24 protein-coding genes are annotated in these 24,792 nt (G+C 72.7%); 16 read left to right on the top strand and 8 right to left on the bottom strand.

All coding sequences use genetic code 11. From position 1 onward, the window contains the following. The first annotated feature begins 27 nt into the window (after nt 1-27). The 3 genes from ACWD4B_RS10410 (at nt 28) to ACWD4B_RS10400 (ending at nt 3,321) form a co-directional block, all read left to right on the top strand. Nucleotides 28-957, top strand: a complete 930-nt coding sequence (locus tag ACWD4B_RS10410) for an MBL fold metallo-hydrolase (RefSeq protein WP_451420360.1) — start codon at nt 28-30, stop codon at nt 955-957. A 114-nt stretch (nt 958-1,071) separates the two neighbouring features. Continuing rightward, nucleotides 1,072-2,103: a phosphotransferase family protein gene (locus ACWD4B_RS10405; protein ID WP_451420359.1), complete on the top strand. Its 1,032-nt coding sequence runs from the start codon at nt 1,072-1,074 to the stop codon at nt 2,101-2,103. Nucleotides 2,104-2,106: 3 nt separating this feature from the next. Beyond that, the gene (locus ACWD4B_RS10400) at nt 2,107-3,321 is read left to right on the top strand and encodes an acyl-CoA dehydrogenase family protein (protein WP_451420358.1); all 1,215 of its coding nucleotides are present in this window, start codon (nt 2,107-2,109) and stop codon (nt 3,319-3,321) included. A gap of 173 nt (nt 3,322-3,494) precedes the next feature. On the opposite strand, the gene ACWD4B_RS10395 is transcribed toward ACWD4B_RS10400, so the two are convergent. Together ACWD4B_RS10395 and ACWD4B_RS10390 are read right to left on the bottom strand one after the other, a co-directional pair. After that, on the bottom strand, nt 3,495-4,079 hold the full coding sequence (locus ACWD4B_RS10395; protein WP_451420381.1) for a TetR/AcrR family transcriptional regulator: 585 nt from the start codon (nt 4,077-4,079) through the stop codon (nt 3,495-3,497). 5 nt (nt 4,080-4,084) lie between these two features. Continuing rightward, nucleotides 4,085-4,846, bottom strand: coding sequence for an SDR family NAD(P)-dependent oxidoreductase (locus ACWD4B_RS10390; protein ID WP_451420357.1), 762 nt, complete (start codon nt 4,844-4,846; stop codon nt 4,085-4,087). Between the two features lie 176 nt (nt 4,847-5,022). Here ACWD4B_RS10390 and ACWD4B_RS10385 point away from each other — a divergent pair, with 176 nt between their 5' ends. Further along, nucleotides 5,023-6,357 (top strand): serine-threonine protein kinase, encoded by a 1,335-nt coding sequence (locus ACWD4B_RS10385; protein ID WP_451420356.1) that lies wholly within the window; start codon nt 5,023-5,025, stop codon nt 6,355-6,357. A gap of 186 nt (nt 6,358-6,543) precedes the next feature. After that, on the top strand, nt 6,544-7,155 hold the full coding sequence (locus tag ACWD4B_RS10380) for a hypothetical protein (RefSeq protein ID WP_451420355.1): 612 nt from the start codon (nt 6,544-6,546) through the stop codon (nt 7,153-7,155). Nucleotides 7,156-7,379: 224 nt separating this feature from the next. On the opposite strand, the gene soxR is transcribed toward ACWD4B_RS10380, so the two are convergent. Further along, nucleotides 7,380-7,841, bottom strand: a complete 462-nt coding sequence (gene soxR / locus ACWD4B_RS10375) for a redox-sensitive transcriptional activator SoxR (RefSeq protein WP_451420354.1) — start codon at nt 7,839-7,841, stop codon at nt 7,380-7,382. Between the two features lie 56 nt (nt 7,842-7,897). On the opposite strand from soxR, the gene ACWD4B_RS10370 reads away from it, so the two are divergent. Next, nucleotides 7,898-8,362, top strand: a complete 465-nt coding sequence (locus tag ACWD4B_RS10370; protein WP_451420353.1) for a MaoC family dehydratase — start codon at nt 7,898-7,900, stop codon at nt 8,360-8,362. Here the strand turns inward: ACWD4B_RS10370 and ACWD4B_RS10365 are convergent. Beyond that, nucleotides 8,347-8,976 carry a TetR/AcrR family transcriptional regulator gene (locus ACWD4B_RS10365; RefSeq protein ID WP_451420352.1) on the bottom strand — a complete coding sequence of 210 codons (630 nt, stop codon included), beginning with the start codon at nt 8,974-8,976 and terminating at the stop codon, nt 8,347-8,349. The two genes, ACWD4B_RS10370 and ACWD4B_RS10365, sit on opposite strands and share 16 nt — an antisense overlap. A gap of 158 nt (nt 8,977-9,134) precedes the next feature. On the opposite strand from ACWD4B_RS10365, the gene ACWD4B_RS10360 reads away from it, so the two are divergent. The 3 genes from ACWD4B_RS10360 (at nt 9,135) to ACWD4B_RS10350 (ending at nt 12,058) form a co-directional block, all read left to right on the top strand. Then, nucleotides 9,135-9,683 (top strand): DUF2165 domain-containing protein, encoded by a 549-nt coding sequence (locus ACWD4B_RS10360; RefSeq protein WP_451420351.1) that lies wholly within the window; start codon nt 9,135-9,137, stop codon nt 9,681-9,683. Nucleotides 9,684-9,757: 74 nt separating this feature from the next. Continuing rightward, nucleotides 9,758-11,116 carry a homogentisate 1,2-dioxygenase gene (gene hmgA / locus ACWD4B_RS10355; RefSeq protein ID WP_451420350.1) on the top strand — a complete coding sequence of 453 codons (1,359 nt, stop codon included), beginning with the start codon at nt 9,758-9,760 and terminating at the stop codon, nt 11,114-11,116. 192 nt (nt 11,117-11,308) lie between these two features. Further along, the gene (locus ACWD4B_RS10350; RefSeq protein WP_451420349.1) at nt 11,309-12,058 is read left to right on the top strand and encodes a GntR family transcriptional regulator; all 750 of its coding nucleotides are present in this window, start codon (nt 11,309-11,311) and stop codon (nt 12,056-12,058) included. 87 nt (nt 12,059-12,145) lie between these two features. Here ACWD4B_RS10350 and ACWD4B_RS10345 read toward each other — a convergent pair whose 3' ends face one another. Continuing rightward, nucleotides 12,146-12,424 (bottom strand): hypothetical protein, encoded by a 279-nt coding sequence (locus tag ACWD4B_RS10345; RefSeq protein WP_451420348.1) that lies wholly within the window; start codon nt 12,422-12,424, stop codon nt 12,146-12,148. Between the two features lie 238 nt (nt 12,425-12,662). Between ACWD4B_RS10345 and ACWD4B_RS10340 the strand changes: the two genes are divergently transcribed. Next, the gene (locus ACWD4B_RS10340) at nt 12,663-14,276 is read left to right on the top strand and encodes a serine/threonine-protein kinase (RefSeq protein WP_451420347.1); all 1,614 of its coding nucleotides are present in this window, start codon (nt 12,663-12,665) and stop codon (nt 14,274-14,276) included. On the opposite strand, the gene ACWD4B_RS10335 is transcribed toward ACWD4B_RS10340, so the two are convergent. Continuing rightward, nucleotides 14,262-15,065, bottom strand: coding sequence for an SGNH/GDSL hydrolase family protein (locus ACWD4B_RS10335; RefSeq protein ID WP_451420346.1), 804 nt, complete (start codon nt 15,063-15,065; stop codon nt 14,262-14,264). The two genes, ACWD4B_RS10340 and ACWD4B_RS10335, sit on opposite strands and share 15 nt — an antisense overlap. 310 nt (nt 15,066-15,375) lie before the next feature. On the opposite strand from ACWD4B_RS10335, the gene ACWD4B_RS10330 reads away from it, so the two are divergent. The 6 genes from ACWD4B_RS10330 to ACWD4B_RS10305 all read left to right on the top strand — a co-directional run bounded on the left by ACWD4B_RS10330 (nt 15,376) and on the right by ACWD4B_RS10305 (nt 23,740). Next, complete coding sequence (locus ACWD4B_RS10330) at nt 15,376-15,822, top strand: hypothetical protein (protein WP_336415801.1); 447 nt, start codon at nt 15,376-15,378, stop codon at nt 15,820-15,822. Nucleotide 15,823: 1 nt separating this feature from the next. Continuing rightward, a complete protein-coding gene (locus ACWD4B_RS10325) occupies nt 15,824-16,918 on the top strand; it encodes a GNAT family N-acetyltransferase (RefSeq protein WP_451420345.1) in 1,095 nt (364 codons plus the stop codon). Nucleotides 16,919-17,324: 406 nt separating this feature from the next. After that, nucleotides 17,325-18,161, top strand: coding sequence for a glycosyltransferase family 2 protein (locus ACWD4B_RS10320; protein ID WP_390782411.1), 837 nt, complete (start codon nt 17,325-17,327; stop codon nt 18,159-18,161). Further along, nucleotides 18,158-19,228: a glycosyltransferase gene (locus tag ACWD4B_RS10315; protein WP_451420344.1), complete on the top strand. Its 1,071-nt coding sequence runs from the start codon at nt 18,158-18,160 to the stop codon at nt 19,226-19,228. The genes ACWD4B_RS10320 and ACWD4B_RS10315 overlap by 4 nt, the downstream gene beginning before the upstream one ends. After that, on the top strand, nt 19,225-20,025 hold the full coding sequence (locus ACWD4B_RS10310) for a polysaccharide deacetylase family protein (RefSeq protein ID WP_451420343.1): 801 nt from the start codon (nt 19,225-19,227) through the stop codon (nt 20,023-20,025). Before ACWD4B_RS10315 ends, ACWD4B_RS10310 begins: the two co-directional genes overlap by 4 nt. Then, entirely contained in the window at nt 20,018-23,740 is a 3,723-nt protein-coding gene (locus ACWD4B_RS10305; protein WP_451420342.1) for a lipopolysaccharide biosynthesis protein, read from the top strand. Before ACWD4B_RS10310 ends, ACWD4B_RS10305 begins: the two co-directional genes overlap by 8 nt. Before the next feature lie 163 nt (nt 23,741-23,903). On the opposite strand, the gene ACWD4B_RS10300 is transcribed toward ACWD4B_RS10305, so the two are convergent. Further along, the gene (locus ACWD4B_RS10300) at nt 23,904-24,515 is read right to left on the bottom strand and encodes a hypothetical protein (protein WP_451420341.1); all 612 of its coding nucleotides are present in this window, start codon (nt 24,513-24,515) and stop codon (nt 23,904-23,906) included. Further along, nucleotides 24,512-24,769 (bottom strand): hypothetical protein, encoded by a 258-nt coding sequence (locus ACWD4B_RS10295; RefSeq protein WP_336415808.1) that lies wholly within the window; start codon nt 24,767-24,769, stop codon nt 24,512-24,514. Before ACWD4B_RS10295 ends, ACWD4B_RS10300 begins: the two co-directional genes overlap by 4 nt. Between the last annotated feature and the right edge of the window lie 23 nt (nt 24,770-24,792).

Here is a 24,792-nt window from a genome sequence, read left to right as displayed (position 1 = left end):
ATTCTGACGGCCAGTCAAGGGAGGAACATGAGCAACAGCACCACCACGCACACGCTCGCCGAGCCGTACACCGCCCCCCTCGCACCGGGGGTGAGCGCCTACATCCAGCCCGACGGCGGCTGGTGCCTGAACAACGCCGGGTTCGTGACCGACGGCACGACCACCCTGCTGATCGACACCGCCGCGACCGAGCGGCGCGCGCGGCTGCTGCGCGACGCCGTCACCGGCAGCGGGGCTCCCCTGCCCTCCCTCGTGGTCAACACCCACCACCACGGCGACCACACCTACGGCAACTGCGTCTTCCCCGGGGCCACGGTGATCGGGCACGAGGCCTGCCGCCGCGAGACCCTGGCCGCGGGCCTGCAGCTCCACCTCGCCTGGCCGGACGTCGACTACGGCACCATCGAGATCACCCCGCCCGCCCTCACCTACACCGACACCCTCACCCTCCACGTCGGGGAGACCGAGGTGCGGCTGCTGCACCCCGGGCCCGCGCACACCGTCGGCGACACGATCGTCCACCTCCCGCAGCAGGGCGTCGTGTTCACCGGCGACCTGGTCTTCAACGGCGGCACCCCGTTCGTCATGATGGGCTCGCTCAGCGGCTCGCTGCGCGCCCTCACGACCCTGCGCTCCCTCGACGCCGAGGTGGTCGTGCCCGGCCATGGCCGGGTGACCGACCCCGGCGTCTACGACACCCTGGAGGCCTACCTCCACTACGTCGCCGACCTCGCCCGCACCTCCCACGCCGCCGGCCTCACCCCGCTGGAGGCGGCCGGGAAGGCGGATCTCGGGGAGTTCGCCGCGCTCCAGGAGAGCGAGCGCCTGGTGGCCAACCTGCACCGCGCCTACGCCGAACTGGACGGGCTCCCCGAGGGCTCGCCGCTGGACCTGGTCACCGTCCTGGGCGACATGGCGGTGATGAACGGCGGCAAGCCGGTCGCCTGTCACGCGTGACGTGACCCATCGGACGGACCCGAAGGGCCCTGGACGTCATACCGACTGGTCGGCATCATGATCCGCGGCGACATCGACCACTGAACGTCCCATCTTCCCTACGAGGAGCGAGTGATGAGCAGAGGCGGCACCCCCGGAGTTCCCGGAATCGACCCCGAGCGGCTGAGGGCCTGTCTGGAGCGCGCACGGCCCGGGCTCGTCCGGGGGCCGCTGTCCGCCGAGCTGATCCAGGGCGGGCGGTCCAACCTCACCTACGCCGTCACCGACGGCACCGGCCGCTGGGCGGTGCGGCGGCCCCCGCTGGGCCACGTGCTCGCCACCGCCCACGACATGGCGCGCGAGCACCGCGTGATCGGCGCCCTGCACGGCACCGCCGTGCCCGTGCCGGAGCCGCTGCTGCTGTGCGAGGACGAGGACGTCATCGGGGCGCCCTTCTACGTCATGGAGTTCGTGGAGGGCACCCCGTACCGCTCGGCCGCGGAGCTCGCCGCGATCGGCCCCGACCGGACGCGCAAGGTGGTGCTGCAGCTCGCCGACATACTCGCCGACCTGCACGCCGTCGACCCGGCCGCCGTCGGGCTCGCGGACTTCGGCCGCCCGGAGGGGTTCCTGGAACGGCAGTTGCGGCGCTGGGAGAAGCAGCTGGAGTCCTCGCGGAGCCGGGAGCTGCCCGGCATCGAGGAACTGCACGCCGGCCTGGCCGAGGCGCTGCCCGGCTCCCCCGCGCCCACCGTCGTCCACGGCGACTACCGGCTCGACAACGTGCTCGTCGGGTCCGACGACACCGTACGGGCCGTCCTGGACTGGGAGATGTCCACCCTCGGCGACCCGCTCACCGACCTCGGCCTGCTGGTGATGTACAGCGAGCAGCGGGACGTCCCCGGCTCGCCGCTCGCCACCACGCGCGAGGCGCCCGGCCACCCGGAGACCGGTGAACTCATCGAGCGCTACGCCGCGTTGTCCGGGCGCGACGTCTCCGCGCTGCCCTGGTACACGGCCTTCGCCTACTTCAAGCTCGCCGTGATCCTGGAGGGCATCCACTACCGCTACACCCTCGGCCGCACGGTCGGCCCCGGCTTCGGGGGCATCGGGGCGCTGGTGCCGCTCTTCGTCGGCAACGGCCTGACCATACTGACGAAGGGCTGAGCCATGGACTTCTCGTTCGACGCGCGCACCGAGGAACTGCGCGGCAGGCTGCTGGAGTTCATGGACGAGCACGTGCACCCGGCGGAGGCCGTGGCCGAGGAGCAGCGGGCTGCGCTCGTCTCACCGTGGGACACGCCGCCGGTCGTCGAGGACCTGAAGGCAGAGGCGCGGCGGCGGGGGTTGTGGAATCTCTTCCTTCCGGACACGGAGTACGGGGCCGGGCTGACGAACCTCCAGTACGCGCCCCTCGCCGAGATCACCGGCCGCAGCCCGCAGCTCGCCCCCACCGCGCTCAACTGCGCCGCCCCCGACACCGGGAACATGGAACTGCTCGCCGAGTTCGGCACCGAGGAGCAGCGCAAGCGGTGGCTGGAGCCGCTGCTGGACGGCCGCATCCGGTCCGCCTTCGCGATGACCGAGCCGGAGGTGGCGTCGTCCGACGCCACCAACATCGGGACGCGGATCGAGCGGGACGGCGATGAGTACGTGATCACCGGCCGCAAGTGGTACATCTCCGGGGCGATGAACCCCGACTGCGCGGTCTTCATCGTCATGGGCAAGACGGATCCGGACGCGGAGGACGTGCGGCGGCAGCAGTCGATGGTGCTGGTGCCGCGGGACACCCCCGGCGTCGAAGTGCGCCGCGCCATGCGGGTGTACGGCTACGAGGACCACTACCACGGCGGGCACGCGGAGGTCGTCCTCGACGGGGCCCGGGTGCCGGTCTCGCACCTGGTGGGCGAGGAGGGCGGCGGCTTCGCCATCGCCCAGGCCCGCCTGGGCCCCGGGCGCATCCACCACTGCATGCGGCTGATCGGCATGGCGGAACGGGCGATCGAGCTGATGTGCCGCCGGGCGGTGACCCGGGAGGCCTTCGGCAAGCCGCTGGCCCACCAGGGCGTGGTGCAGGAGTGGATCGCGGACTCCCGGGTGGCCGTGGAGCAGTTGCGGCTGCTGGTACTCAAGACGGCGTGGCTGATGGACACGGTGGGGAACCGTGGGGCGCACACGGAGATCCAGGCGATCAAGATCGCGACGCCGCGGGCGGTGGTGCAGATCATCGACCGCGCCGTGCAGTTGCACGGCGCGGGTGGGGTGAGCCAGGACTTCCCGCTGGCGGAACTGTGGGCTGCCGCGCGGACGCTGCGGTTGGCGGACGGGCCAGACGAGGTGCATCAGCGGTCGCTGGCGCGGCGGGAGTTGCGGCGCTACGTGTAGGAGGGGGTGGGGCCCCGGTCCCTCCCCCAGCTACCGCTGGGAGGTGCCCCCACTTTCGCCGTTTCTCGGGGGCAGGCCCCCGAGCCCCCTGGTTTGCGACTGCGGGTCGCCTGTGGCTGGTCGCGCAGTTCCCCCCGCGCCCCTGACGGGGCGCGACCCGGGGCCCCAACGCCTTACGGCCGCAACGCACGCAGCAGCAGATCGGCCAAGTGGTCCGCCACCTCCCGCGCCCCCATCGGCCCGTCGGGCCGATACCACGCGCTCAAGTGGTGCACGGACCCGAAGTGGTAGTCCACCACCAGGTCCGCGGGGGTCGCCGCGGTGAAGACCCCCGCGTGCTGGCCCTCCTCCACCAGGGCGCGGAAGCGTTCGTGGTAGCGGCGGCGCTCCGCGCGCACCTGTTTGAGCTTCTCCTGGCCCAGGTGGTGCATCGACCGGAAGAAGATCGTCGTGTCGTCGAGGTTCTCGATCGTCGTCACCACGACGTCCGCCGCCGCGTCCCGCAACCTCCGTTCCACCGGCGCGTCCGAGCGCGCGAACGCGTCGAGCCGCTCCTGCTGGAGGCGCAGTACGCGCCCGTAGATCTCGTGCAGCAGGTCGTCCTTCGACCCGAAGTAGTGGTAGAGCGCGCCCTTCGTGACGCCCGCCGCTTCCACGATCTCCTGGACGGAGGTCCGGTCGTAGCCCTGTTCCGCGAAGAGCCGGGTGGCGGCGGCCAGCAGGCGCCGCGGGACGGGGCGTACGCAGTCGTCCGTCATGGCGTTCACGAACCGGCCTCCAGCGTGCGCTGCAATCGGCTCATACCGTCGAGCCAGCGGTCCGGGTCGGCGGCCCGGCCCGCGTAGTACGCCGCGGCCTCGGGGTGCGGGAGGATCAGGAAGCGGTCGGCGGCCATCCCGTCGAAGAGGGCGTCGGCCACCTGTTCCGGCTCGACGGCCGTGGGGGCCAGCAGTGCCTCGCCGACCGCCCCTGCGGCGCGCAGCATGTCCGTGCGCACGCCCAGCGGGCAGACCGCGTGGACGGCGATGCCTCGGTGGCGGTACGTCGCCGAGAGCCACTCCGCGAAGGCGAGCGCGGCGTGCTTGGAGACGCTGTAGGGCGCCGAGCCGAGCATGGTGAGGAGCCCGGCGGCGGAGACGGTGGCGACGAAGCGGCCGTTGCCGCGCTCCAGCCACTCGGGCAGCAGGGCGCGGGCGGCACGGACGTGCGCCATGACGTTGACGTCCCACGCGGCGGCCCAGGCGTCCTCGGGTGCCTCGGGGCCGCCGGAGGGGGCGACGCCGGCGTTGGCGCAGTAGATGTCGATCGTGCCGCCGAGCGCCGCGCGGGCGGCCGGCACCACCTCGGAGGCGTCGCCGGGGACGGCGGTCGCACCGGTCTCCGCGGCGACGGCCGCGGCCTTGTCCGCGTCGAGGTCGTTGACCACGACGCGGGCCCCCTCGGCGGCGAAGCGCCGGGCGAGCGCGGCACCGATGCCGCCTCCCGCTCCCGTGACCACAACTCCCGCGTCCCGCACGCCATTCACTGTCGGCCTCCTCGGCTCGGCTGCACCGGCACACCAACCATTCGGTATGCGACGGTGCTTAGCACACGCGTACCCCTCAGCGGGAGCGAACATATGAACCCGTCACAGAACGGCTGGACACACCCCCTTGACAGCAGGACGATGCGCGCACATCTGACCTTCTTCAGGGGGACGCCATGGCGGGCATAGGCGTGCAGCCGTACTGGGAGTTGACCTTCGACGCGGAGGGGGATGTCGACCCCCACGAGCGCGAACTACTGGTCCAGGGCGTCCTGGAGCGCAATCTCACCGATCTGGTGCTGTTCGCACACGGCTGGAACAACGACCGCTCGTCGGCCACCGACCTCTACCACCGCTTCTACGCCCCCTTTCCCGCCCTGCTCGGCCACGCCTCCCGCGACATCCGGCTCGGCTACGGCGGAGTGATCTGGCCGTCGATGCGCTTCACCGACGAACCCATCCCCCACTTCCCGCCGCAGGCGACCGGCGCGGCCGCCGGGCCCGGGCTCCCGCCGGGCACCCGGGAGGCCCTGCTCAAGGTCTTCCCCGGCAGCCGGGCCGTGGTGAACCGGCTGGCCGAACTGGCCGAGGAGCAGCCGGAGGACCGGGCGCGGCTGGAGGAGTTCGTCTCCCTCGTGCGCACCCTGGTCTCCGAGCAGCGGCGCCGGGTCGCGGTGGCGGGCGCCGCGCCCGACGCGTTCGTCCCCGACCTGGAGCCGCCCGCCGCCGAACCGCCGGGCGCGGAGCCGGTGATGCTCACCGAGGACGCCGAGCGGGTGTGCGCCCGGTTCGCCGACGCCCTGGAGCGGACCGGGGCACGGACGGCCGCGCTGTTCGGCAGTGCGCTGCAGCGGCTGTGGGGCGGGGCCCTCGAAGTGCTGCGCCAGGGCTCGTACTGGGAGATGAAGCGCCGGGCCGGCACGGTCGGCCAGTGCGGGCTGGGCCCGGCGCTCACGGTGCTCGCGCGTTCGGCCCCGGGGTTGCGCGTGCACCTGGCGGGGCACAGTTTCGGCGCCCGGCTCGTGTCGTTCGCGCTGCGCGCCCTGCCGGACGGTGCGGGCGCCGTCCACTCCGTCACCCTGCTCCAAGGCGCCTTCTCGCACTACGTCTTCGCGCCCCGGCTGCCGTTCGACCACGACCGGGCCGGCGTGCTGCGCGGCCTGGAACACCGCGTCGACGGGCCGCTGGTGTGCTGCTATTCGCGCCACGACACCGCGCTCGGGGTGTTCTACCCGCTCGCCTCGATGATGGTGGACGACACGGCCTCGCTGTTCGGCCGGGACGACGACCGCTGGGGGGCGCTGGGCCACGACGGCGTCCTGTCCGTGACGCCCGTCGCCCGGATCCCCCTGGAGCGGGCTCTGGCAGGCGCGTTGCCGTCGCACGGCTTCGCCAGCGTCGACACGTCCGGGGTCGTCCGGCACGGGGGTCCGCCGACGGGTGCGCACGGCGACATCTGCCATCCCGAACTGGCCCGTCTCATCCTGGTCGCCGGGCGGATCGTCCGCTGAACGGAGGGCGAGGATCCGCCAGGTTCGCCCGCACCCCACATCGCTGCGCGCATCGGGGGTAGCAGAGCCGAGTCGGCCGTGACCGCGGCGGCGGCCGGCGGGTCCGAATTTCCGATGGATCCGATTGGCGACGTGTTACGTCCCTTCCATGTCGATCCGAGTCCGCGCTGCCGGAGGTGGGATGCAGTGGCAGGTTTCAGAGCTCTGGCCCGAGAGGTGCGCAATCCACGGAACACGATCGCACTGCGACGTACCTCCTTGCGCAAGTGTCTTGAGCGTTTCGCCCCGTACGGGCACCGCGCCACCTGGCGCCATCTGTGCACCCGGGCCGGCCTGGCCCCCGACGACCGCTCCCCGGACCCGGAGCGGCTCGTCGCGGCACTGGCCGAGCTCGAGGAGGCCCGTGAGGTCTGGCTGGCCTACGAGGTCGAGTTCGCCGTCCGGCGGCGGCGCGAGAAGCACGACGGCATCCGCCAGCCCAGTGCCGTCGACGACTGGCACCGCAACACCTGGGGCGGCTGCGACATCGTGCCCTGCGCGTCCCCCGACGTGCAGCCGGCCGCGAGCCTCGCGGAGGTGCTGCGCCGGGTGATCCGGGCCATGGAGTCCGCACCGGGCAACGCCTGCCCGGTCTGCGCGCAGGAGCGCATCGAGTGGCGCACCGACCTGGAGCGCTACCCGCTGCAGGGACCCGTCTGCACGGACTGCGGCATCGTGGTGCCGGAGTCCGTGCTCACCACCCCCGCCCTGTCGGCGGCCCGCCGCTACGCCCTGGCCGGGCGGTACGCGGCGGTGTGAGAGAGCGCCGGGGGCTTGCGGGCGTCCCGCCGAAGCCTCCCGGCGCACAGTGCCCGCCAGGTCTCAGGACGGCGCCCCGTAAGGGGCGCGGGGAACTGCGCGAGCAACCACGACGCATCCGCAGCCGAAGTACTCGGGGCTGCGCCCCGGACCCCTGGGGTGGTGCGTTCGGCTGCGCGCCGGTGGGGGCTTGTCGCGCAGTTCCCCGCGCCCCTTACGGGGCCCTAGGGGGCCGGCTCGCCGTAGAGCCGCGAGCCGGTGACGAGGCCGCCGAAGCGGTCGTCCGGGTTGGACAGGGCGCACTTGTCGAGCGAGAGGCAGCCGCAGCCGATGCACTGGTCGAGGCTGTCGCGCAGCCGGCCGAGCTGCTCGATCCGCCGGTCCAGCTCCGCGCGCCAGCTCTCCGAGAGCCGTGCCCAGTCCGCGCGGTTGGGGGTGCGCTCGTCGGGCAGCCCGGCCAGCGCCTCGCGGATCGTGGCGAGCGGGATGCCGACGCGCTGGGCGGCCCGTATGAAGGCGACCCGGCGCAGCGCGTCGCGGTCGTAACGGCGCTGGTTGCCGGAGGTCCTGCGGCTGCTGATGAGGCCCTTGGACTCGTAGAAGTGCAGTGCGGACACCGCCGCGCCGCTGCGGGCGGAGAGCTGGCCCACGGTGAGTTCCTGGACCTTCTGGGGGATCTGCGGCACGTGCCGACTGTACGCTCTCCGGCGATGTGCCCTGGTGAGCGGGAGGCGACGCGGACATGACCGAGCCCCGGATCTTCACTTCGCCCGAGGCCCTGCGGGCCGCCGTCGGCGAGGAGTTCGGCCCGAGCGGCTGGCTGGAGGTGGACCAGCGGCGGATCGACCTCTTCGCGGAGGCGACCGGGGACCACCAGTGGATCCACGTGGACCCCGCGCGGGCGGCCGCCGGTCCGTTCGGCACGACGATCGCGCACGGCTATCTGACGCTGTCGCTGCTGCCGTCGTTCGTCCCGATGCTGCTGCGGGTGGAGAACGTCCGGATGGGCATCAACTACGGTGTGAACAAGGTCCGTTTCCCCGCCCCCGTCCCGGTCGGCTCCCGGCTGCGGGCCCGGGCGCGCCTCGCGGAGGTGGCGGAGACCGAGGGCGGGGTGCAGCTGACGACCGTGGTGACCGTCGAGCGCGAGGGCGGCGACCGGCCGGTGTGCGTGGCGGAGTCGGTCAGCCGCTATCTCTGGGCGTAGCCGACCATGCGCAGGGCGAGGTCCGCGTAGAGCTCGCCCACCTCGCCGGGGGTGTGCCTGCCGTCCTCGCGGAACCAGCGGGCCACGTCGATGCACAGGGAGAGCACGGCACGGGTCGTGCCGCGGACGTCCGGGACGTCGAACTCCCCCGCCGCGACGCCGTCCTCGACGATCGAGCGGACCGCGGCGTCGGTCTCCCGGCGCAGGGCGACGATCTCGGTGTGGTGCTCCTCGCCGAGCGCGCCGAGCTCGTACTGCACGACGCGGGCGGTGGTGTGGTGCTCGGCGTGCCAGCGCACGAAGGCCCGGACGGCGGCGGACAGCCGCGCGGCCGGGTCGCCCGCGCCGTCGCGGGCCCGGCTCACGATGTCGAGGGCGAGGCGGTGGCCGATGCCGCTGATGCGGTAGAGGAGTTCTTCCTTGGTGCGGTAGTGGATGTAGAGCGCGGCGGGGCTCATGCCGGCGCGGCCGGCGATGTCCCGGGTGGTGGTGGCGTGGTAGCCGCGCTCGGCGAAGGCCTGGACGGCGGCGGTCAGGAGCCGCCGGGCGGCGTCGGGGGTGACGTCGGCCCACTCCTCGGACCGGCCCGCGTCCCGCTGCGTCTGCGCATCCATCCCGCGCCCTGCCCTCCCGGCCCGCCGCGGGCCTTCCGCCGACAGAACGACCACCATACCGCCGAACCTGAGCAAGCGCTTAGGGGGAGGTCCGCACGAGTGCCGCACCGGTCGTGCGGGCAGCATTCCCGCAGGTCCGGAGCACAGGAGGTCCTCGCATGCCCGACAAACACCCCGGCGGCCTGCCCGTGGCGGCCGCCGCGCTGACCGCGACGGTGGCGCTGTACATATCGCTGGTCGTCTTCGGCAACATCACCGACTTCGACACCAACCGGCAGTTCGTGCGACACGTGCTGGCGATGGACACGACGTTCCAGGACAAGGCCCTGATGTGGCGGGCGATCACCAATCATGCACTGCAGGACATCGCATACGTCGCCGTGATCGTCTGGGAGGCGGTGACGGCCCTGGCGCTCCTCCGGGCGACGGAGCTGTGGGCCAGGGCGCTGCGGCGGGCGCGGCGCGGGGGCACGGCGGAGTACGGTGCGGCGCGGCGGGCGAGCACGCTGGGGCTGGTGCTGCTGATGCTGCTCTTCGGGGCGGGGTTCATCGCCATCGGCGGCGAGTGGTTCGCGATGTGGCAGTCGGCCAAGTGGAACGGGCTGGCGGCGGCGGCGCGGAACTTCTTCCTGGCCGGCTTCGTGCTGCTCCTGGTGCAGCTGCCGTCACCGCAATGGGGCAAGGAGCGGCCCTCCGGGCGCGTCTGATCCGATCCATTGACTCCCACCGCCGCGAATCCTACGGTCATCCATAGGAATCCTCGGCGGGTGGGAGTCATGCCATGACCAGTACGGGCAGCGAGCAGGCGCGCAAGACGGCGGAGGGGCTGGAGTACCTGTCCGGCTTCGGCAACGAGCACAGCAGTGAGGCCGTGCCCGGGGCCCTGCCGCACGGGCGCAACTCTCCGCAGCGCGCGCCTCTCGGGCTGTACGCGGAGCAGCTGAGCGGCACCGCCTTCACCGAGCCCCGGCACAGCAACCGCAGGTCGTGGCTGTACCGCATCCGCCCCTCGGCGGCACACCCGGCGTTCACCCGCATCGACAACGGGGCGCTGCGCAGCGCCCCGTTCCCGGAAGGCGTGGCCGACCCCAACCGGCTGCGCTGGAACCCGGCGCCCGAGCCCGCCGCGGGCACGGACTTCCTGGCCGGGCTGTGGACGCTCGGCGGCAACGGCGACGCCGCCCAGCGCTCGGGCATGGCCGTGCACCTGTACGCCGCCAATGCCTCCATGACCGATCGGGTGTTCAGCGACTCCGACGGCGAGCTGCTGATCGTGCCGGAGCGCGGCGGGCTGCTGCTGCGCACCGAGTTCGGACTGCTGCGCGCCGAGCCGGGGCACGTGGCGCTGATACCGCGCGGGGTGCGGTTCCGGGTGGAGCTGCTGGACGCTGTGTCCGATGGCGGGCAGAGCCCGACCGCCCGCGGCTACGTCTGCGAGAACTACGGTCAGCCCTTCGTCCTGCCCGAGCTGGGGCCGATCGGCGCCAACGGGCTGGCCAACGCACGGGACTTCCTCGCTCCGGCCGCCGCCTATGAGGACGTCGAGGGACCGGTCGAGGTGGTCACCAAGTACTGCGGCAACCTCTGGTCGGCCACGTACGGCCACTCGCCGCTGGACGTCGTCGCCTGGCACGGCAATCTGGTCCCGTACGTCTACGACCTGCGCCGCTTCAATGTCATCGGCTCGATCAGCTACGACCACCCCGACCCGTCGATCTTCACGGTGCTGACCTCGCCGTCGGACACCCCGGGGCTGGCCGGCGTCGACTTCGTGGTCTTCGCACCGCGCTGGCTGGTCGGCGAGGACACCTTCCGGCCGCCGTACTTCCACCGGAACGTGATGAGCGAGTACATGGGCCTGATCGAGGGCGCCTACGACGCGAAGACAGCCGGAGAAGGGGGCTTTGTCCCCGGCGGCGGCTCGCTGCACAACATGATGTCGGCGCACGGCCCGGACCGGGACACCTTCGAGAAGGCGAGCGCGGCCGAGCTGAAGCCGCAGAAGCTGGACGACGGGCTCGCCTTCATGTTCGAGACCCGTTGGCCGGTGATCCTGACGCCGCAGGCGGCGCAGGCCGGTCACTTGCAGCGGGGCTACGACGGGGTGTGGCAGGGTCTGGAGCGTCACTTCCGGCCGTAGGCGGCAGCGCCCCGTCAGGGGCGCGGGGAACTGCGCGACCAGCCCCCACCGGCCCGCAGCCGACACACCACCCCAGGGGTCCGGGGCGAAACCCCGAGAACCTCGACTGCAGGCACGTCGTGGCTGAGCGCGCAGTTCCCCGCGCCCCTTACGGGGCGCGAAGATCCACCGGACACACCAGGAGCCCTCTCCGTGAACACCTTCGCCCCCGACTCCCTCACGCTCAACCGCAAGCTGCCGCTGTGGTACCAGGTGTCGCAGTCGCTGCGCGCCTCGATACTCGGGCGCCGGCCCGAGGACCCGCTGCGGCTGCCCACCGAGGACGCCCTCGCCGCCCACTACGGCGTCAGCGTCCTCACCATGCGGCAGGCGCTCAAGGAGCTGGAGGCGGAGGGGCTCATCACCCGGCACCGGCGGCGCGGCACCTTCATCGAGCCGAGCGCCCGCAGCGGTGCGCCCGTGCGGCTGCTGGGCTCGGTGGACGCGATCGTCGCCCAGCAGTCCGGGGAGCGCACGGAGGTGCTGAGCCACGGCCCGGTCCCGGTGCCGGGCGCGCTGGCCGAGCACTTCCCCGGCCTGGCCGAGGCGGTGCACTACCGGCGGCTGCGCTGCGACGAGACGACCGGCGAGCCGGTGAACTGGGCGGAGAACTTCGTCCGCCCGGAACTGGCCGGGCACATCGGCCCCGCGGACCTGGAGCGCTGGCCGATGACCAAGGTGCTGCGGGACGTGGCGGGCGTGCGCATCGGCCGGATCACGGACACGGTGCAGGCGCGGCTGGCGGACCCGGAGACGGCGCAGCTGCTCCAGGTGCCGCTGCTGAGCCCGATCCTGCACTACACGGGCATCACGAGGGACGAGAGCGGCCGGGTGGTCGACGTCGCCCTGATCCGCTACCGCGGGGACCGGTTCTCCTTCAGCGTCACCGTCGAGGCGCAGTAGCGACGACGGTCACGTGGACGGGTGTGCCGGAGGATCCGGCCGGCCCCGGGGAAAGGGCGGGCCGTGCCGTACGGGCCGGGGCCGGGCTCAGGCGGTGTGGCTGCGGTTGCCGAAGAGCGAGCGCCGCAGCCGGCGCAGCGGGGCCAGCAGGGAGACCCGGGCGGTACGGCCCCGGCTCTTCGCGGCGCGGGCGTGATCACGCGACGTGAGCTCGCGCATCAGCACGGTCGCACCCTCCACCTCCCGCTGCGGCAGGGCGGGGCCGCCCAATACCGCGAGATGACGGTCGAGGCGCGCACTGGACGCACTGCTCCCGTAGCTGATCGCAGGCACACGCGGCCTGCTGCGCATTGCTATCTGGTCCATTGAGACTCCCCACCCGTACGAGGCACCCGGCCAAGGCAGAGTAACCCTATCGCCCCATCGCGTCACCCGCGCATCGGCGGGGCGGATTCACCACCCCGTCAAGGGCGTTGACGCACCTGGCGTGAACCTGTCGTAACAGCCCGCGAGTTGGCCGGTACGAACAGAAACCGGAGAGGAGGCAATCACGCTCCGTTGCGGTACATTCACCCCGAATTGCTCTCTCGGCGGAGGGACGCACATGAGCGGGGAACCGGGTGCCGGGCGGCTTCTGGCGGGCCGTTACCGGCTGCTGGACGGGCTCGGACAGGGCGGGATGGGGACGGTGTGGCGGGCGCGGGACGAGGTCCTGGACCGCGACGTGGCCGTCAAGGAGGTCCGGGCGCCGGACGGAATGCCTGATGAGGAGGTACGCACCCTCTACATCCGGCTGGAGCGGGAGGGGCGCGCGGCGGCCCGCGTGGCGCACCGCAACGTCGTCGGCATGCACGACGTGATCACCGAGGACGGCCGGCCCTGGATCGTCATGGAGCTGGTGCGCGGGCTCTCGCTCGCCGAGATCCTGGAGGCGGAGGGCCCGCTCGCGCCCGCGCGCACCGCGCACATCGGCGCAGAGGTGCTCGCCGCGCTCCGGGCGGCGCACGCCGTGGGCGTGCTGCACCGGGACGTAAAACCGGGAAACGTACTCGTCTCCAACGACGGGCGTGTCGTCCTCACCGACTTCGGCATCGCGACGGTCGCCGGCAGCTCCACTCTGACGACGACCGGACAGCTCCTCGGCTCGCCGGAGTTCCTGGCCCCCGAGCGCGCGCTGGGCGGACCGCCGGGACCAGAGTCGGACCTGTGGTCGCTGGGGGTGACGCTGTACGCGGCGGTGGAGGGCTTTTCGCCGTTCCGTCAGGACACCGCGCTGAGCACGCTGCGCGCCGTGGTGGACGAGGAACTGCCGCCGCCGCGCCGGGCCGGCGGGCTCGCACCCGTGCTGGAGGGCCTGCTGCGCAAGGACCCCCGGCTGCGCATGGGAGCCGAGGAGGCGGCGCACCTGCTGCGGACCGCGGCCGCGGGCGGTGCGCCGCGCGCGGTGCCGGCCGCCTACGCCCCGACGGTGGCGGCGCCGCCGCCTCCGGAACCCCCGCAGGAACCCGGACCGGCCACCACGACGGCCGTTCCCGCGCAGCCGCGCCGGGGGCGGGCGGCGCTGCTCGTGGCCGGGGTGCTCGTCGCGGCGCTCGCGGTGGGCGGGCTGGTGTGGGCGCTGGCGGACCGCGGGAGTTCGGGGAACGAGGGGAAGAAGGGGAGCACATCGTCGGCGGGCAGTTCGGCGCCGGGCGACGACGGGAACAAGGAGACGCCGTCGGGCGGCGCCGCGGAGACGGGCGGGAAGGCTGCCTCTCCTGGCTCCCCCGGCGCCTCCGTCGGCGTCGCCCTCACCGCGGTGCGCGACCACTACAACGGGCCCTGCCCGCCGCCGGACGCCGCCGCCCCCTCCTTCACCGCGGCCCTCACGGTGACCCGCGCCCCGGTGGACGTGGTCTACCGCTGGGTGACGGACAGCGAGGGCGGCGACTGGCAGACCGTCAGGTTCGCGGACACCCGGCCCCGGGTCGTGCAGCACGCGGAGACGGGCAGGAGCTCGGGGAAGGGCTGGGCCGCCGTCGAGGTGAAGAGCCCGCAGCAGGTGACGTCCCGTCATGTCTCCTTCACGCTCACGTGCCGGGCGACGCCGCCGACGAGCAACGCCCCGTCCTCCGGTTCGTCCTCCGGGTCGTCGGGTCCGACGAGTTCGGCGTCGCCCTCGCCGGGCCCGGCGACCGCCTACACCTACAACAGGGCGTACGGCTCAGGCGGCCGATGAGAGGACCGGCAGGTATCCGCCGGACTGCCCGGCGGCGGTGGGGTGGTAGGACTCGTCGACGGGGAAGGTCAGGCTGTTGAGCCAGGGGTCGTCGGAGCAGATCTCGTGCCCGGCGAAGGTGGAGCCGACGTCGCCGTAGGCGAAGCCGTGGTCGGCGGCGCGCTTGGCGATGACGGAGTCGAGGACGTCGGCCGCGTCGTTGATGGCCGTCCTCTTGGTGTCGCTGAGTCCGACGCAGTCGACGCCGGTTCTGTAGAAGCGGGGGTAGCCGAGGACGACCACGTGCGCCGAGGGCGCCTTGGCGCTGATGGCGGAGTAGACGCGGTCGAGCTGTGCGGGCAGCTGATTCTGGACATATGTGCGCGCCTGGGCGATGCGGTCCAGGCAGGAGCTGTCGGAGCCCAGCACACAGCTGGACATGACGTCCGAGAAGCCCGCGTCGTTGCCGCCGATGGTGATGCTGACGAGCCCGGTGGAGGTGGAGAGCGGGCCCAGCTGGCTGTTGAGGACGTCACCCGTCCGGGCTCCCGAACAGGCGGTGAAGGCGAAGTCCGCGGGGGAGTTGGCGGCGGCCCAGAGCGCGGGGTAGGCCTTGGTGCTGCGCTTGCAGTCGCCGCTGGACGAGTCGTAGTCGCCCGCTCCGACGCCGGACGAATACGAGTCACCGAGCGCCACGTAGGCGGGAGTTGTATCCTGCGACGCGGCGTGTGCGGCGCCGGCCCCGCCGAGGGCGAGGGTGGCGGTCAGGGCCAGGGCGGTGAGGGCGCCCTGGAGCCGGGACGGATTCATGGAACCTCCTCTACCAGGCTTTTCTCCTACCTCGGTGGTAGCAGCGACCTGGCGTCGCTGGAAGTGTCCATGCCAAAAGTGGTCCTTGATCCGTCTCCTCGGCGGGCGAGGCGCGAACAGAAGGCGACGAATCGGTGGCCGGAAACACGCCGAACGCGGATTCCCCGGATGTTCATCCGACGGACGTCGTCCGGTTGTGGCGGAAGCGCCGCCCGGAAGCTGCTTGCGTGGTCTTCACACCTTGACGGGCCTCCGGCGACTGCGCGACATTGAAGCCCGGCATCCGGCGCTTCGGGGGGCAAAGTCGCCAATGCAGAGCTTCACAGATCTCCACGGTCCCGCCGAACCTGCGGAATCCGGCGGCACGGACGAGCGCACCGGGGGGAGGCAGCCGCTCGGCGACTCCCTCCCCGTGATCGCGGGAGCCGCCGCGGCCATCGCGGGAGCCGGCTGGGCCCTGGCCCTCGCCGACATCGGCTCGCCGCTGCGGGCGCCGTTCACCCTGTTCTTCCTGATCATGGCGCCGGCGTGCGCCGTGGGGGCCGCGCTGCACGGCCTCGACCCCCTGAGCCGGTCGGTGGTGGCCGCCGGCGGGGCCGTCGCCGTGGACCTGCTGGTCGCGCAGACCATGCTCGCGCTGCACGCCTGGACCGTGCGGGGCGGTGTCGCCGCGGTCGCGGCCGTCAGCCTCCTCGTGTTCCTGCTGGCCCACGCGCGGCGCCACCGGAGCCGCACGACGAGAAGTCGGGCTTCCTGACGTGGACATCAGCGTGTACCGGCCCGGCGAACTCACGGCGGCCGACCGGGCTGCGTGGTCCGCCCTGCAGTCGCGGGCGGTGGAGGACGGCTCCCCGCAGCTCGCGAATCCTTTCCTCGCACCGGAGTTCGCCCTCGCGGTGGGGCGCACCCGGCACGGCACCCGTATCGCGGCCGTCCGGGAGGACGGCGAACCGGCGGCGTTCTTCCCCTTCCAGCGCTCACGGCTGGGCGTGGGCCGGGCCGTGGGGCTGGGCGTCTCGGACGCCCAGGGGCTGGTGCACCGGCCGGGCTTCCAGTGGGACAGCCGCGAACTGCTGCACGCCTGCGGGCTGTCGCTGTGGGAGTTCGACCATCTGGTGGAGGGTCAGAAGCCGTTCGAGCTCGCGGCCTCCGGCTCCTTCGCCTCCCCCGTCATCGACGTCGACCAGGGCTTCGCCCACTATCTGCAGGCCCTGCGCAAGCAGTCGCCCAAGTTCACCCGCACCACGCTGGCCAAGGAGCGCCGCCTCGGCCGGGACGTGGGCGAGGTGCGCTACGTGCACGACGAGCGCGATCCGGCCGTTCTGCGCGTCCTGACCGGATGGAAGTCGGCGCAGTACCGAAGAACGGGACGCAGCGACCGCTTCGCCCGCCCCTGGATATCCCACCTCGTCGACCAGCTCTTCCACACCCGCACGGCGTCCTTCTCCGGGCTGCTGTCCGTGCTCTACGCGGGTGACCGGCCGGTCGCCGCGCACTTCGGGCTGCGCACGCAGACGGTGCTCGCCTGCTGGTTCCCCGCGTACGACCTGCGGTTCGCCAAGTACTCGCCGGGGCTGGTGCTGCATCTGCGGATGGCCGAGGGCGCGGCGGCCGCGGGAATGGCCTATCTGGACCTGGGCCGGGGCGGCAAGTCCTACAAGGACTCCCTGAAGACTCGCGAACTCAGCGTCTCCGAAGGGTGGGTGACGAGGCGTCACCCCGTCGCCCTGGGGTACCGGGCACGCCGTGCGCCGGTGCGTGCGCTGCGCAACACCGTGCTCGCGCGGCCCGAGCTCTTCGACCCCGCCGACCGGCTGCTCAAGCGCGTGGGGCGCATCCGCGAGAGCGGCTGAACCCCCTCGGGTGCCCTGTTCCGCGCCCAACTGCCCGTGCAACCATGGGTGGTTGCATCGGGCATAAACACACCAAAGGAGGAGTCTCCGCCTCAGCTCTTGCCATTCAGTCTCAAGCTTCAATACCGTCGTACATCTACCCGCATCGGCCCATCATGTCCACGCGGCTCGGGGAGGGCTCAGAGCGCCGCCATGGTGTCCGGCGCGGGGCGCGGCAGGGGGTGCCGCGCTCGGCCGTCAACACTGCCGAGTCGCGTGCCGCGCGGCCGGTAACACATGCCAACTCGCCCGGGAACGACGGCGGTTCCCCGCCGTGCGGACGGGGCGAGTACCCCCTTTTCGAACCGGACAACCACCGGACCGCTCTTGGGCGGGCGGTCCACCGGACGAGAGGGAAACAGGACTCATGAGTGCGTTCCTGCGCCCGCCGGCGAGTCAGGACCAGGATCCGGACCCGGAGACATCCGGACGCCGATACCGCCCGGTGACCTCGCAGTTCGCGATAAGGCCACCGGTGAGCGTGGTGATTCCCGCCATGAACGAGGCGGAGAACCTTCCATACGTCTTCAAGACACTTCCCGACTGGATCCATGAAGTGGTCCTGGTCGACGGCAACTCCACCGACGACACGGTCCGGGTCGCCCGCGACCTGTGCCCGGACGTCAAGGTGGTCCAGCAGCTGGGCAAGGGCAAGGGCGATGCGCTGATCACCGGCTTCGCCGCCTGCACCGGCGAGATCATCGTCATGGTCGACGCCGACGGCTCCGCGGACGGGGGCGAGATCCTGCGCTACGTCTCCGCCCTCGTCGGGGGCGCCGACTTCGCCAAGGGATCCCGCTTCGCCAACGGCGGCGGCACCGACGACATGACGCTCATCCGCAAGCTCGGCAACCGTGTGCTGTGCTCCATCGTCAATCACAAGTTCGGGGCCCGCTACACCGACCTTTGCTACGGCTACAACGCGTTCTGGAAGCGCTGCCTGGACGAGATCGCCCTGGACTGCGCCGGTTTCGAGGTCGAGACGCTGATGAACATCAGAGTGGTCAAGGCGGGCCTGCGGGTCCAGGAGATTCCCAGCCATGAGTTCGTCAGGATCCACGGCACCAGCAATCTGCGGGCCGTGCGCGACGGACTGCGGGTGCTGAAGGTGATCCTCCGCGAGCGCGGCGAACGCCGCGGCCGGCCACGGCAGCAGCCCCGGCTCGCGATCGCACCGGCCGCCAACCGCGGGGACGTCTCTTGACCACCGCGGACACGGACCCGGAAGGTCGCCCCGGGGGACGGGCGGCGGGCCCGTCCGTCTCGGTGGTCATCTGTGTCTACACCGAGGACCGCTGGGGCGACATCCTCGCCGCGGTGGCCTCGGTGCACGGCCAGTCCTACCCGGCGCTGGAGACGCTGGTCGTCGTCGACCACAACCCGGCCCTGCTGCGCCGCCTGGCCAAGGCCCTCGGCGACGACGGCGCCGGCGCGGAGCCGGGCCGGGTGCGCGTCCTGGCCAACACCGGCCCGCGCGGCCTGTCCGCCGGGCGCAACACCGGAACGGAGGCCGCCGCCGGCGAGGTGGTGGCCTTTCTCGACGACGACGCGGTGGCCGAGCGGGACTGGCTGCTGCACTTCGCCGAGGGCTACACCGACCCCCGGGTCATGGCGGTCGGCGGGCGCACCATGCCCGTCTGGGCGTCCCGTCGCCGGCCCGCGTGGTTCCCCGAGGAGTTCGACTGGGTCGTGGGCTGCACCTATCGCGGCCTGCCGCCCGGCCGGGTGCAGGTGCGCAACGTCCTCGGCGGCAACGCCTCCTTCCGCAAGTCGGCGCTCACCGCGGTCGGCGGCTTCGCCGGCGGGATCGGGCGTGACGGGCAGCGGCTGCCGCTGGGCGGCGAGGAGACCGAGCTGTGCATCCGGCTGACCAGGGCCGTGCCGGATGCGGTGCTGATCGTCGACGACCGCTCGGTGATCCACCACCGGGTGCCCGCCGTCCGGGAGCGCTTCGGCTACTTCCGCACCCGGGCCTACGCCGAGGGCCTGTCCAAGGCCCTGGTCGCGCGAAGTGTCGGCGCGCAGCAGGGACTTGCCTCCGAGCGCCGCTACACCACGCGGGTGCTGCCCGTGGGCGTGGCCCGCGGGCTGCGGGACGCCCTGCTGGGCCGGCCCGGGGGCGCGGGCCGGGCCGGGGCCATCGTGGCCGGGGTGGCCGCCGCCAGCGGGGGCTACGTCCTGGGCAGCCTGCGGGCGCGCCGGGGCGGGCAGCGGTTCGCGGTGGCACGGCCGGTGCCGCCGGGGGCGAGAGCCGGGGAGGAAGGAGCATGAGCGGCAGCCCGGTCCCGATCCTGATGTACCACGCCGTGGGGCATGCGCCCGCCCGCGCGGCCTACGGCCTCTCGGTCTCGCCGGAGGCCTTCGCCGAGCAGATGCGGCTGCTGCACGGCTTCGGTTTCACCCCGGTGACGGTCGCGATACTGGCCGCCGCCTGGCGCGAGGGGAGCGTGCTGCCGCCCAAGCCGGTACTCATCACCTTCGACGACGGTTATGAGGGCGTGCACCGCTACGCCCTCCCCGCCCTCGCCGAACACGGCTTCGCCGCCACGCTGTTCGCCTCCACGGGCTGGCTGCGCGGCGAGCACGACACGGGCGGCGCGCTCGACCTCATGCTCGACTGGGACCAGGTCCGCGAACTCGCCGCGGCCGGGATCGAGATAGGCGGCCACAGCCACACGCACCCCCAGCTCGACCAGCTGCCCGAGGAACGGCTGGCGTACGAGGTGGAGCGCTGCCGCGAGCTGATCACCGCCGAACTCGGGCGCCCGCCGGTGTCGTTCGCCTATCCGTACGGCTATTCCACCCGGCGGGTGCGCGGGGCGGTGCGGGCGGCCGGCTTCTCCGTCTCGCTCGCCGTGGGCAACGGCATGGCGGTGCGCCGGCAGGGACCGTACGCGCTGCAGCGGGTGACGGTACGGCGCACGACGGGTATAGCCGACTTCGAGCGCATGGTGGAGGGCCGGGCAGTGGGCCGGCTGTTCGCCAGGGACCGGGCTCTGACGAAGGGGTACGCCATCGTCCGCAGGAGCCGCCAGGCCGTCAGGAAGGCAAGCGAAGCACGTGTCTGACACGTCCACCCGGACCGAGGAGCGGGCAGCGGAGCCGAACGGCCGGAGGCTGCGGCTGCCCGGGAGAGGAGGCGGCAGCCCGCTGTTCCGCAATGCCTTCGCGTTGATGCTCAACACCGGCATCAGCGCCGTCCTCGGCCTGGGTTACTGGCTCGTGGCCGCGCGCTACTACACGGAGTCGGCCGTCGGCCAGGGGTCGGCGGCCATCGCGGCGATGAAGCTCCTCGCGGGGATCACCGCGGTGACGCTCACCGGCGCGCTGGCCCGCTTCATCCCGGTCGCGGGGCGCACCACGGGCCGGCTCGTCTTCCGTACGTACGCGGCCAGTTCGCTGGTGGTGGCGGCCGCGGCGGGCGTATTCCTGCTCACGCTGGGGATGTGGGGTCCGTCGTACCGGTCCCTGCACGGGCTGCTGCCCGGGATCGGCTTCGTCGTGGCCGTCGTCGCCTGGTCGGTCCTGACCCTGCAGGACGGGGTGCTGACGGGGCTGCGCAGCGCGCCGTGGGTGCCGGTGGGCAACACCGCCTTCTCGGCGGTGAAGCTGGCGCTGCTGATCGGGCTGGCGGCGGTGCTCCCGGTGTCCGGGGTGTTCGTCTCGTGGGTCGTCTCGATCGCCGTGTCCGTACTGCCGCTGGGCTGGCTGGTCTTCCGGCGGCTGGTGCCCGCGCACGTGCGGGCCACGGAGCAGACGGCCCGGCCCGCCTCCTACCGGGAGATGGGCCGCTTCCTCGCCGGGGACTGCACCGGCTCGCTGTTCTCGCTGGCCGTGGTCTACCTGATCCCGGTGATCGTCGCGGCGCAGGTGAGCTCCACCGACAACGCCTACTTCTACATCACCTCCACCATCGGCGGCACCGTCAACCTGCTCGCGATCAACATGGGCGCCTCGCTGACCGTCGAGGGCTCGCACGACCCGGCCCGGCTGGCGGACAACTGCCGGGCCGCGCTGCGCCGGATGGCCAAGATCATGATTCCGGTCTGTCTGGCGATGTTCTTCCTCGCGCCGTACATCCTGCAGGTGTTCGGGCCGGGGTACGCCCACGCCGCGACGCCGCTGCTGCGCTGGTACGCGGTCGGGGCGGCGCTGCGCGTGGTGATGGAGGTCTACTTCGCGGTGCTGCGGGCGCAGAGCCGCACCGCCGGGCTCGCCTATCTGCAGGGGCTGCTCTGTGTGCTGGTGCTCGGGCTGACGCTGCTGCTGCTCCCCCGGATGGGGATGACGGGCGAGGGCGTCGCGGAGGTCTCCAGCCTGGCGGTGATCTGCTCGGTCGCCGCGGTGCGGCTGCGGGCCGTGCTGCGGGGCGCCTCGCCCGCGCCGGACGCCGCGCAGCGCGCCGACGGGGCCGCTCCCGACGGCGACCTGGCGGACCTGGCGGTGGACGGCGACCGGCACGACGCGCGTCCCGATACGGAGGGCGAGGAACCGCCCGCCGAGCGCGGGCGGTTGCGCGACAGCACCGTCCGGGTGCTGCGCGCCGCGCTCGACGTGGACACCATGCCGCTGGGCGTCCGGGTGGACTTCGACCACCCGGAACGGCGCCCGGACATATGGCGGATGCCGCCACCTGCCGCTTCGCCCGCCGCGGAACCCGAACCCTCTGCACCCTCCGAACCGTCCGAACCCCCCGAACAGCCGGAGCAGTCCGAACAGTCCGAGCGATCCGCACAGCCCGAACCGCCCGCCCCGCGCGAGCAGCAACAGCAGCGCGCATGGCCCCGGCCCGGCCCCGGGGCCGCCGTCTGGGGGCTGCTGGTCGCCGCCCTGGCGCTGTACTGGGTGCCGCTGTGGGCCGCCGGCCGGGTGGACCTGGACGGCATGGGCGGGCTCGGGCTGATCTCCGTCCTGCCGGTGGCGACACTCGTGGGCGCGGCACTGCTGGTGCTCTCGTTCGTCTCCGCCCTGTGGCTGGACCGGCCGCGCACCCTGCTGCTGACGGCCGTCCTGCTGCTGACGGTCGTCTCGCTGCACGCGGTGCCCGCCCTGCTGGAGGGGCAGCCGCGGTTCGCCACGGCCTGGCAGCACGCGGGCTTCATGGACTACATCGACCGCACCGGGGTGGCCGCGCCCGATCTCGACGCGCGCTGGAGCTGGCCCGGCTTCTTCGCCCTCGCCGCGTTCGCGGCCCGTGCCTGCGGCGTCACCGACCTCACCGAAGTGCTGCGCTGGTGGCCGCCGGTGATGCAGCTGCTGTGCCTCGCGCCGCTGGCGCTGCTGCTGCGGGCGGTGCGCGCGGACTGGCGGGCGAAGTGGACGGCGCTGTGGCTGTTCGTGCTGTGCGGCTGGGTCGGGCAGGACTACTTCTCGCCGCAGTCGCTCAACTACCTGTTCTACCTGCTGTTCGTGGCCGTGCTGCTGGTGTGGTTCCGCTGGCCCGGGCAGCTCCGCGGCAAGCTGCTGCCCGGCGAGCAGGAGGTCGCTCCCGTCGGACACGGGCAGCAGGCGGTGCTGCTGGCGCTGCTGGTCGCCCTGTTCGCCGCATCGGTCTCCAGCCACCAGCTGACGCCGTTCGTGATGCTGGGCGTGCTGACCGTGCTCGTGCTGGTACGCCGCTCGACCCTGCGCGGGCTGCCGCTGCTGTGCGGCGTGATGCTGGCGGTCTGGATCGGCTTCCTCGCCGAGCCCTACTGGTCCGGGCACTTCAACGAGCTGTTCGGCGGCCTCGGTTCGCTCGGCGGCAACGTCTCCTCGTCCGTCTCGGGCCGCATCCAGGGCGGCAGCAGCACGCACAAGCTCGTGCTGTACGTACGGGTCCTGCTCGCCGGCGGCATGTTCGCCTTCGCCGCCCTCGGCTGGTGGCGGCGGCGCCGCGCCGGGGTCGGCGACCTGTCGCTGCTGGTGCTGACCTGTGTGCCCTTCCTCGCCTTCGGCGCGCAGTCCTACGGCGGCGAAGTCGCCCTGCGCGTCTTCCTGTTCGCCGTGCCCGGCGCGTGCGTCCTCGCCGCGCTGGCGCTCTTCCCCCGCACACGCACGGGGAAGGGGCACGGCCCGGTGGTCCCGACGGCGGCGGCCCTGCTCGCCGGGCTCGTCCTCGTCTTCGGCTTCCTCGTGGCCCGCTGGGGCAACGAATCCTTCGAACAGGTCCGCCCCGGCGAGGTTGCCGCCATGGACTACGTCTACGCCCACGACCGGCCGACCGTGCGGCTGCTGTGGATGAGCAGCAACACCGTCAGCGACGTCACCCCCGCCATGCCCTGGGGTTCGCGCGACATGGAGCGGGTGTTCTACGACCCCGTCCTGGCACCCCGCACGCCGGTCGACGTCCCCGGGCTGGTGACCCGGCTGCGCGAGGCCGGGCCGAACGCTTATCTCATGATCAGCACCGGCCAGTCGATATACCTCGAACTGAGCGCCGGCTACTCCCCCGGCTGGGAGCGGGAGATCCGCGGCGCCCTCGACAAACGGCCGGAGCTGCGCCGGGTGCTGTCCAACGAGGACGCGGTGCTGTACGAGCTGAAGCAGAAGCCGTCCGGGGAGGCGGCCCGGCCGCGGCCGGGCCCGGCGGGGCCGCGGGTGACGTGGACGCCGGCGTCGGTGATCGGCGGGCTCGCCGCGGCGGCCCTGCTGGCGCTGCTGACGGCGCGCGAACTGGTACGGGTCGGCCTCCGGCCGGGGGTGCGGCAACTGCGGTGGATGCAGGGGTCGTTCTGGTTTGCGTTGCCGCTGTTGGGGGTGCTGGTGGTGGTGTTGGTGCAGCGGTTGGTGACGATGTCGTAGCCCCTAAGGGGCGCGGGGAACTGCGCGAGCAACCACAGCCGGCCCGCAGCCGACACACCACCCGGGGTCCGGGGCGAAGCCCCGGGGCAGCACCTCATCTGCGGGCGCGTCGTGGCTTGTCGCGCAGTTCCCCGCGCCCCTTACGGGGCACGGAAAAGTCCGCTCAATAGAGCGCGCGATAGCAGAGTGCGGCCACCGCATTCAGCCCGGGCGCCGGCCCGCCGGGCCGGTGGTGCGGGACGCGGTACCCGTTGAGGGCGGCAACCCCGGTCGCCGGGTAGCGGACGCGAGTCCCCCCGGTGCGGTCCCAGCTCGGATCGCTCTCCAGCGATCCGAGCTCCGCCGCGGTCCGGCCGGCCAAGTCCGGGTGCACGTGCAACGGACCCACCGCACCGCAGGCCGTGGTGAGCAGCGTGAGGTCGCACTGTGCGGTGTCGGTGTGCAGATACACCGCGTCGTCGCCCTCGTAGTAGCCGTAGGCCGCGAAGGTGGGCACCAGGAGCCGTCCGCTCAGGGCCCGTGCCGTGCCGGTCAGGGCCAGGTGGAGCCGGGCGAGCAGCGGGCCGTTGGCGGCCGGGGTGCCGGGGCGTCCGGTGCGCCGCCGGGCGGTGACGGGGGTGCGGGGTCCGTACTCGGGTATCCGGGCGTGGGGGCGGCGCGCGCGGGCCTCCGCGGCGAGCCCGTCGGCCAGGTCGCGGTCCCACAGGCCGGGGAGGCGGACGAATCCGTCGGCGGCGAGGGCGCGTTGGTCGGCTCGGGTGACGGTGACCGTCACGAGGCGTCGGCGGCGTTCGGCCAGGACACGTCCGGTGTGTAGTGGGCCAGTTCGCTCTCGGCCGGGACGGTCAGCACTCCGGCGAAGCAATAGCCCTCGGCCAGCGGCACCTTGGCGCGGTCGGCCAGCCGCTCGGCTATCGCGTCCCTGGCCTCGGGGGCCGCCTTGGCCAGGGAGATGACCTCCCCGGGCAGCACGTAGTAGTTGTCTTCCGCATCGACGATGACCAGCGCCTTGGTCGCGCTTTCGCACATGGGTGGAGCCCTTTCGGACACGG

The organism is Streptomyces sp. NPDC002536 (assembly GCF_053594995.1).
The sequence above is the reverse complement of the archived record's forward strand: the minus strand, read 5'-3'. Positions and strand labels throughout refer to the sequence as shown.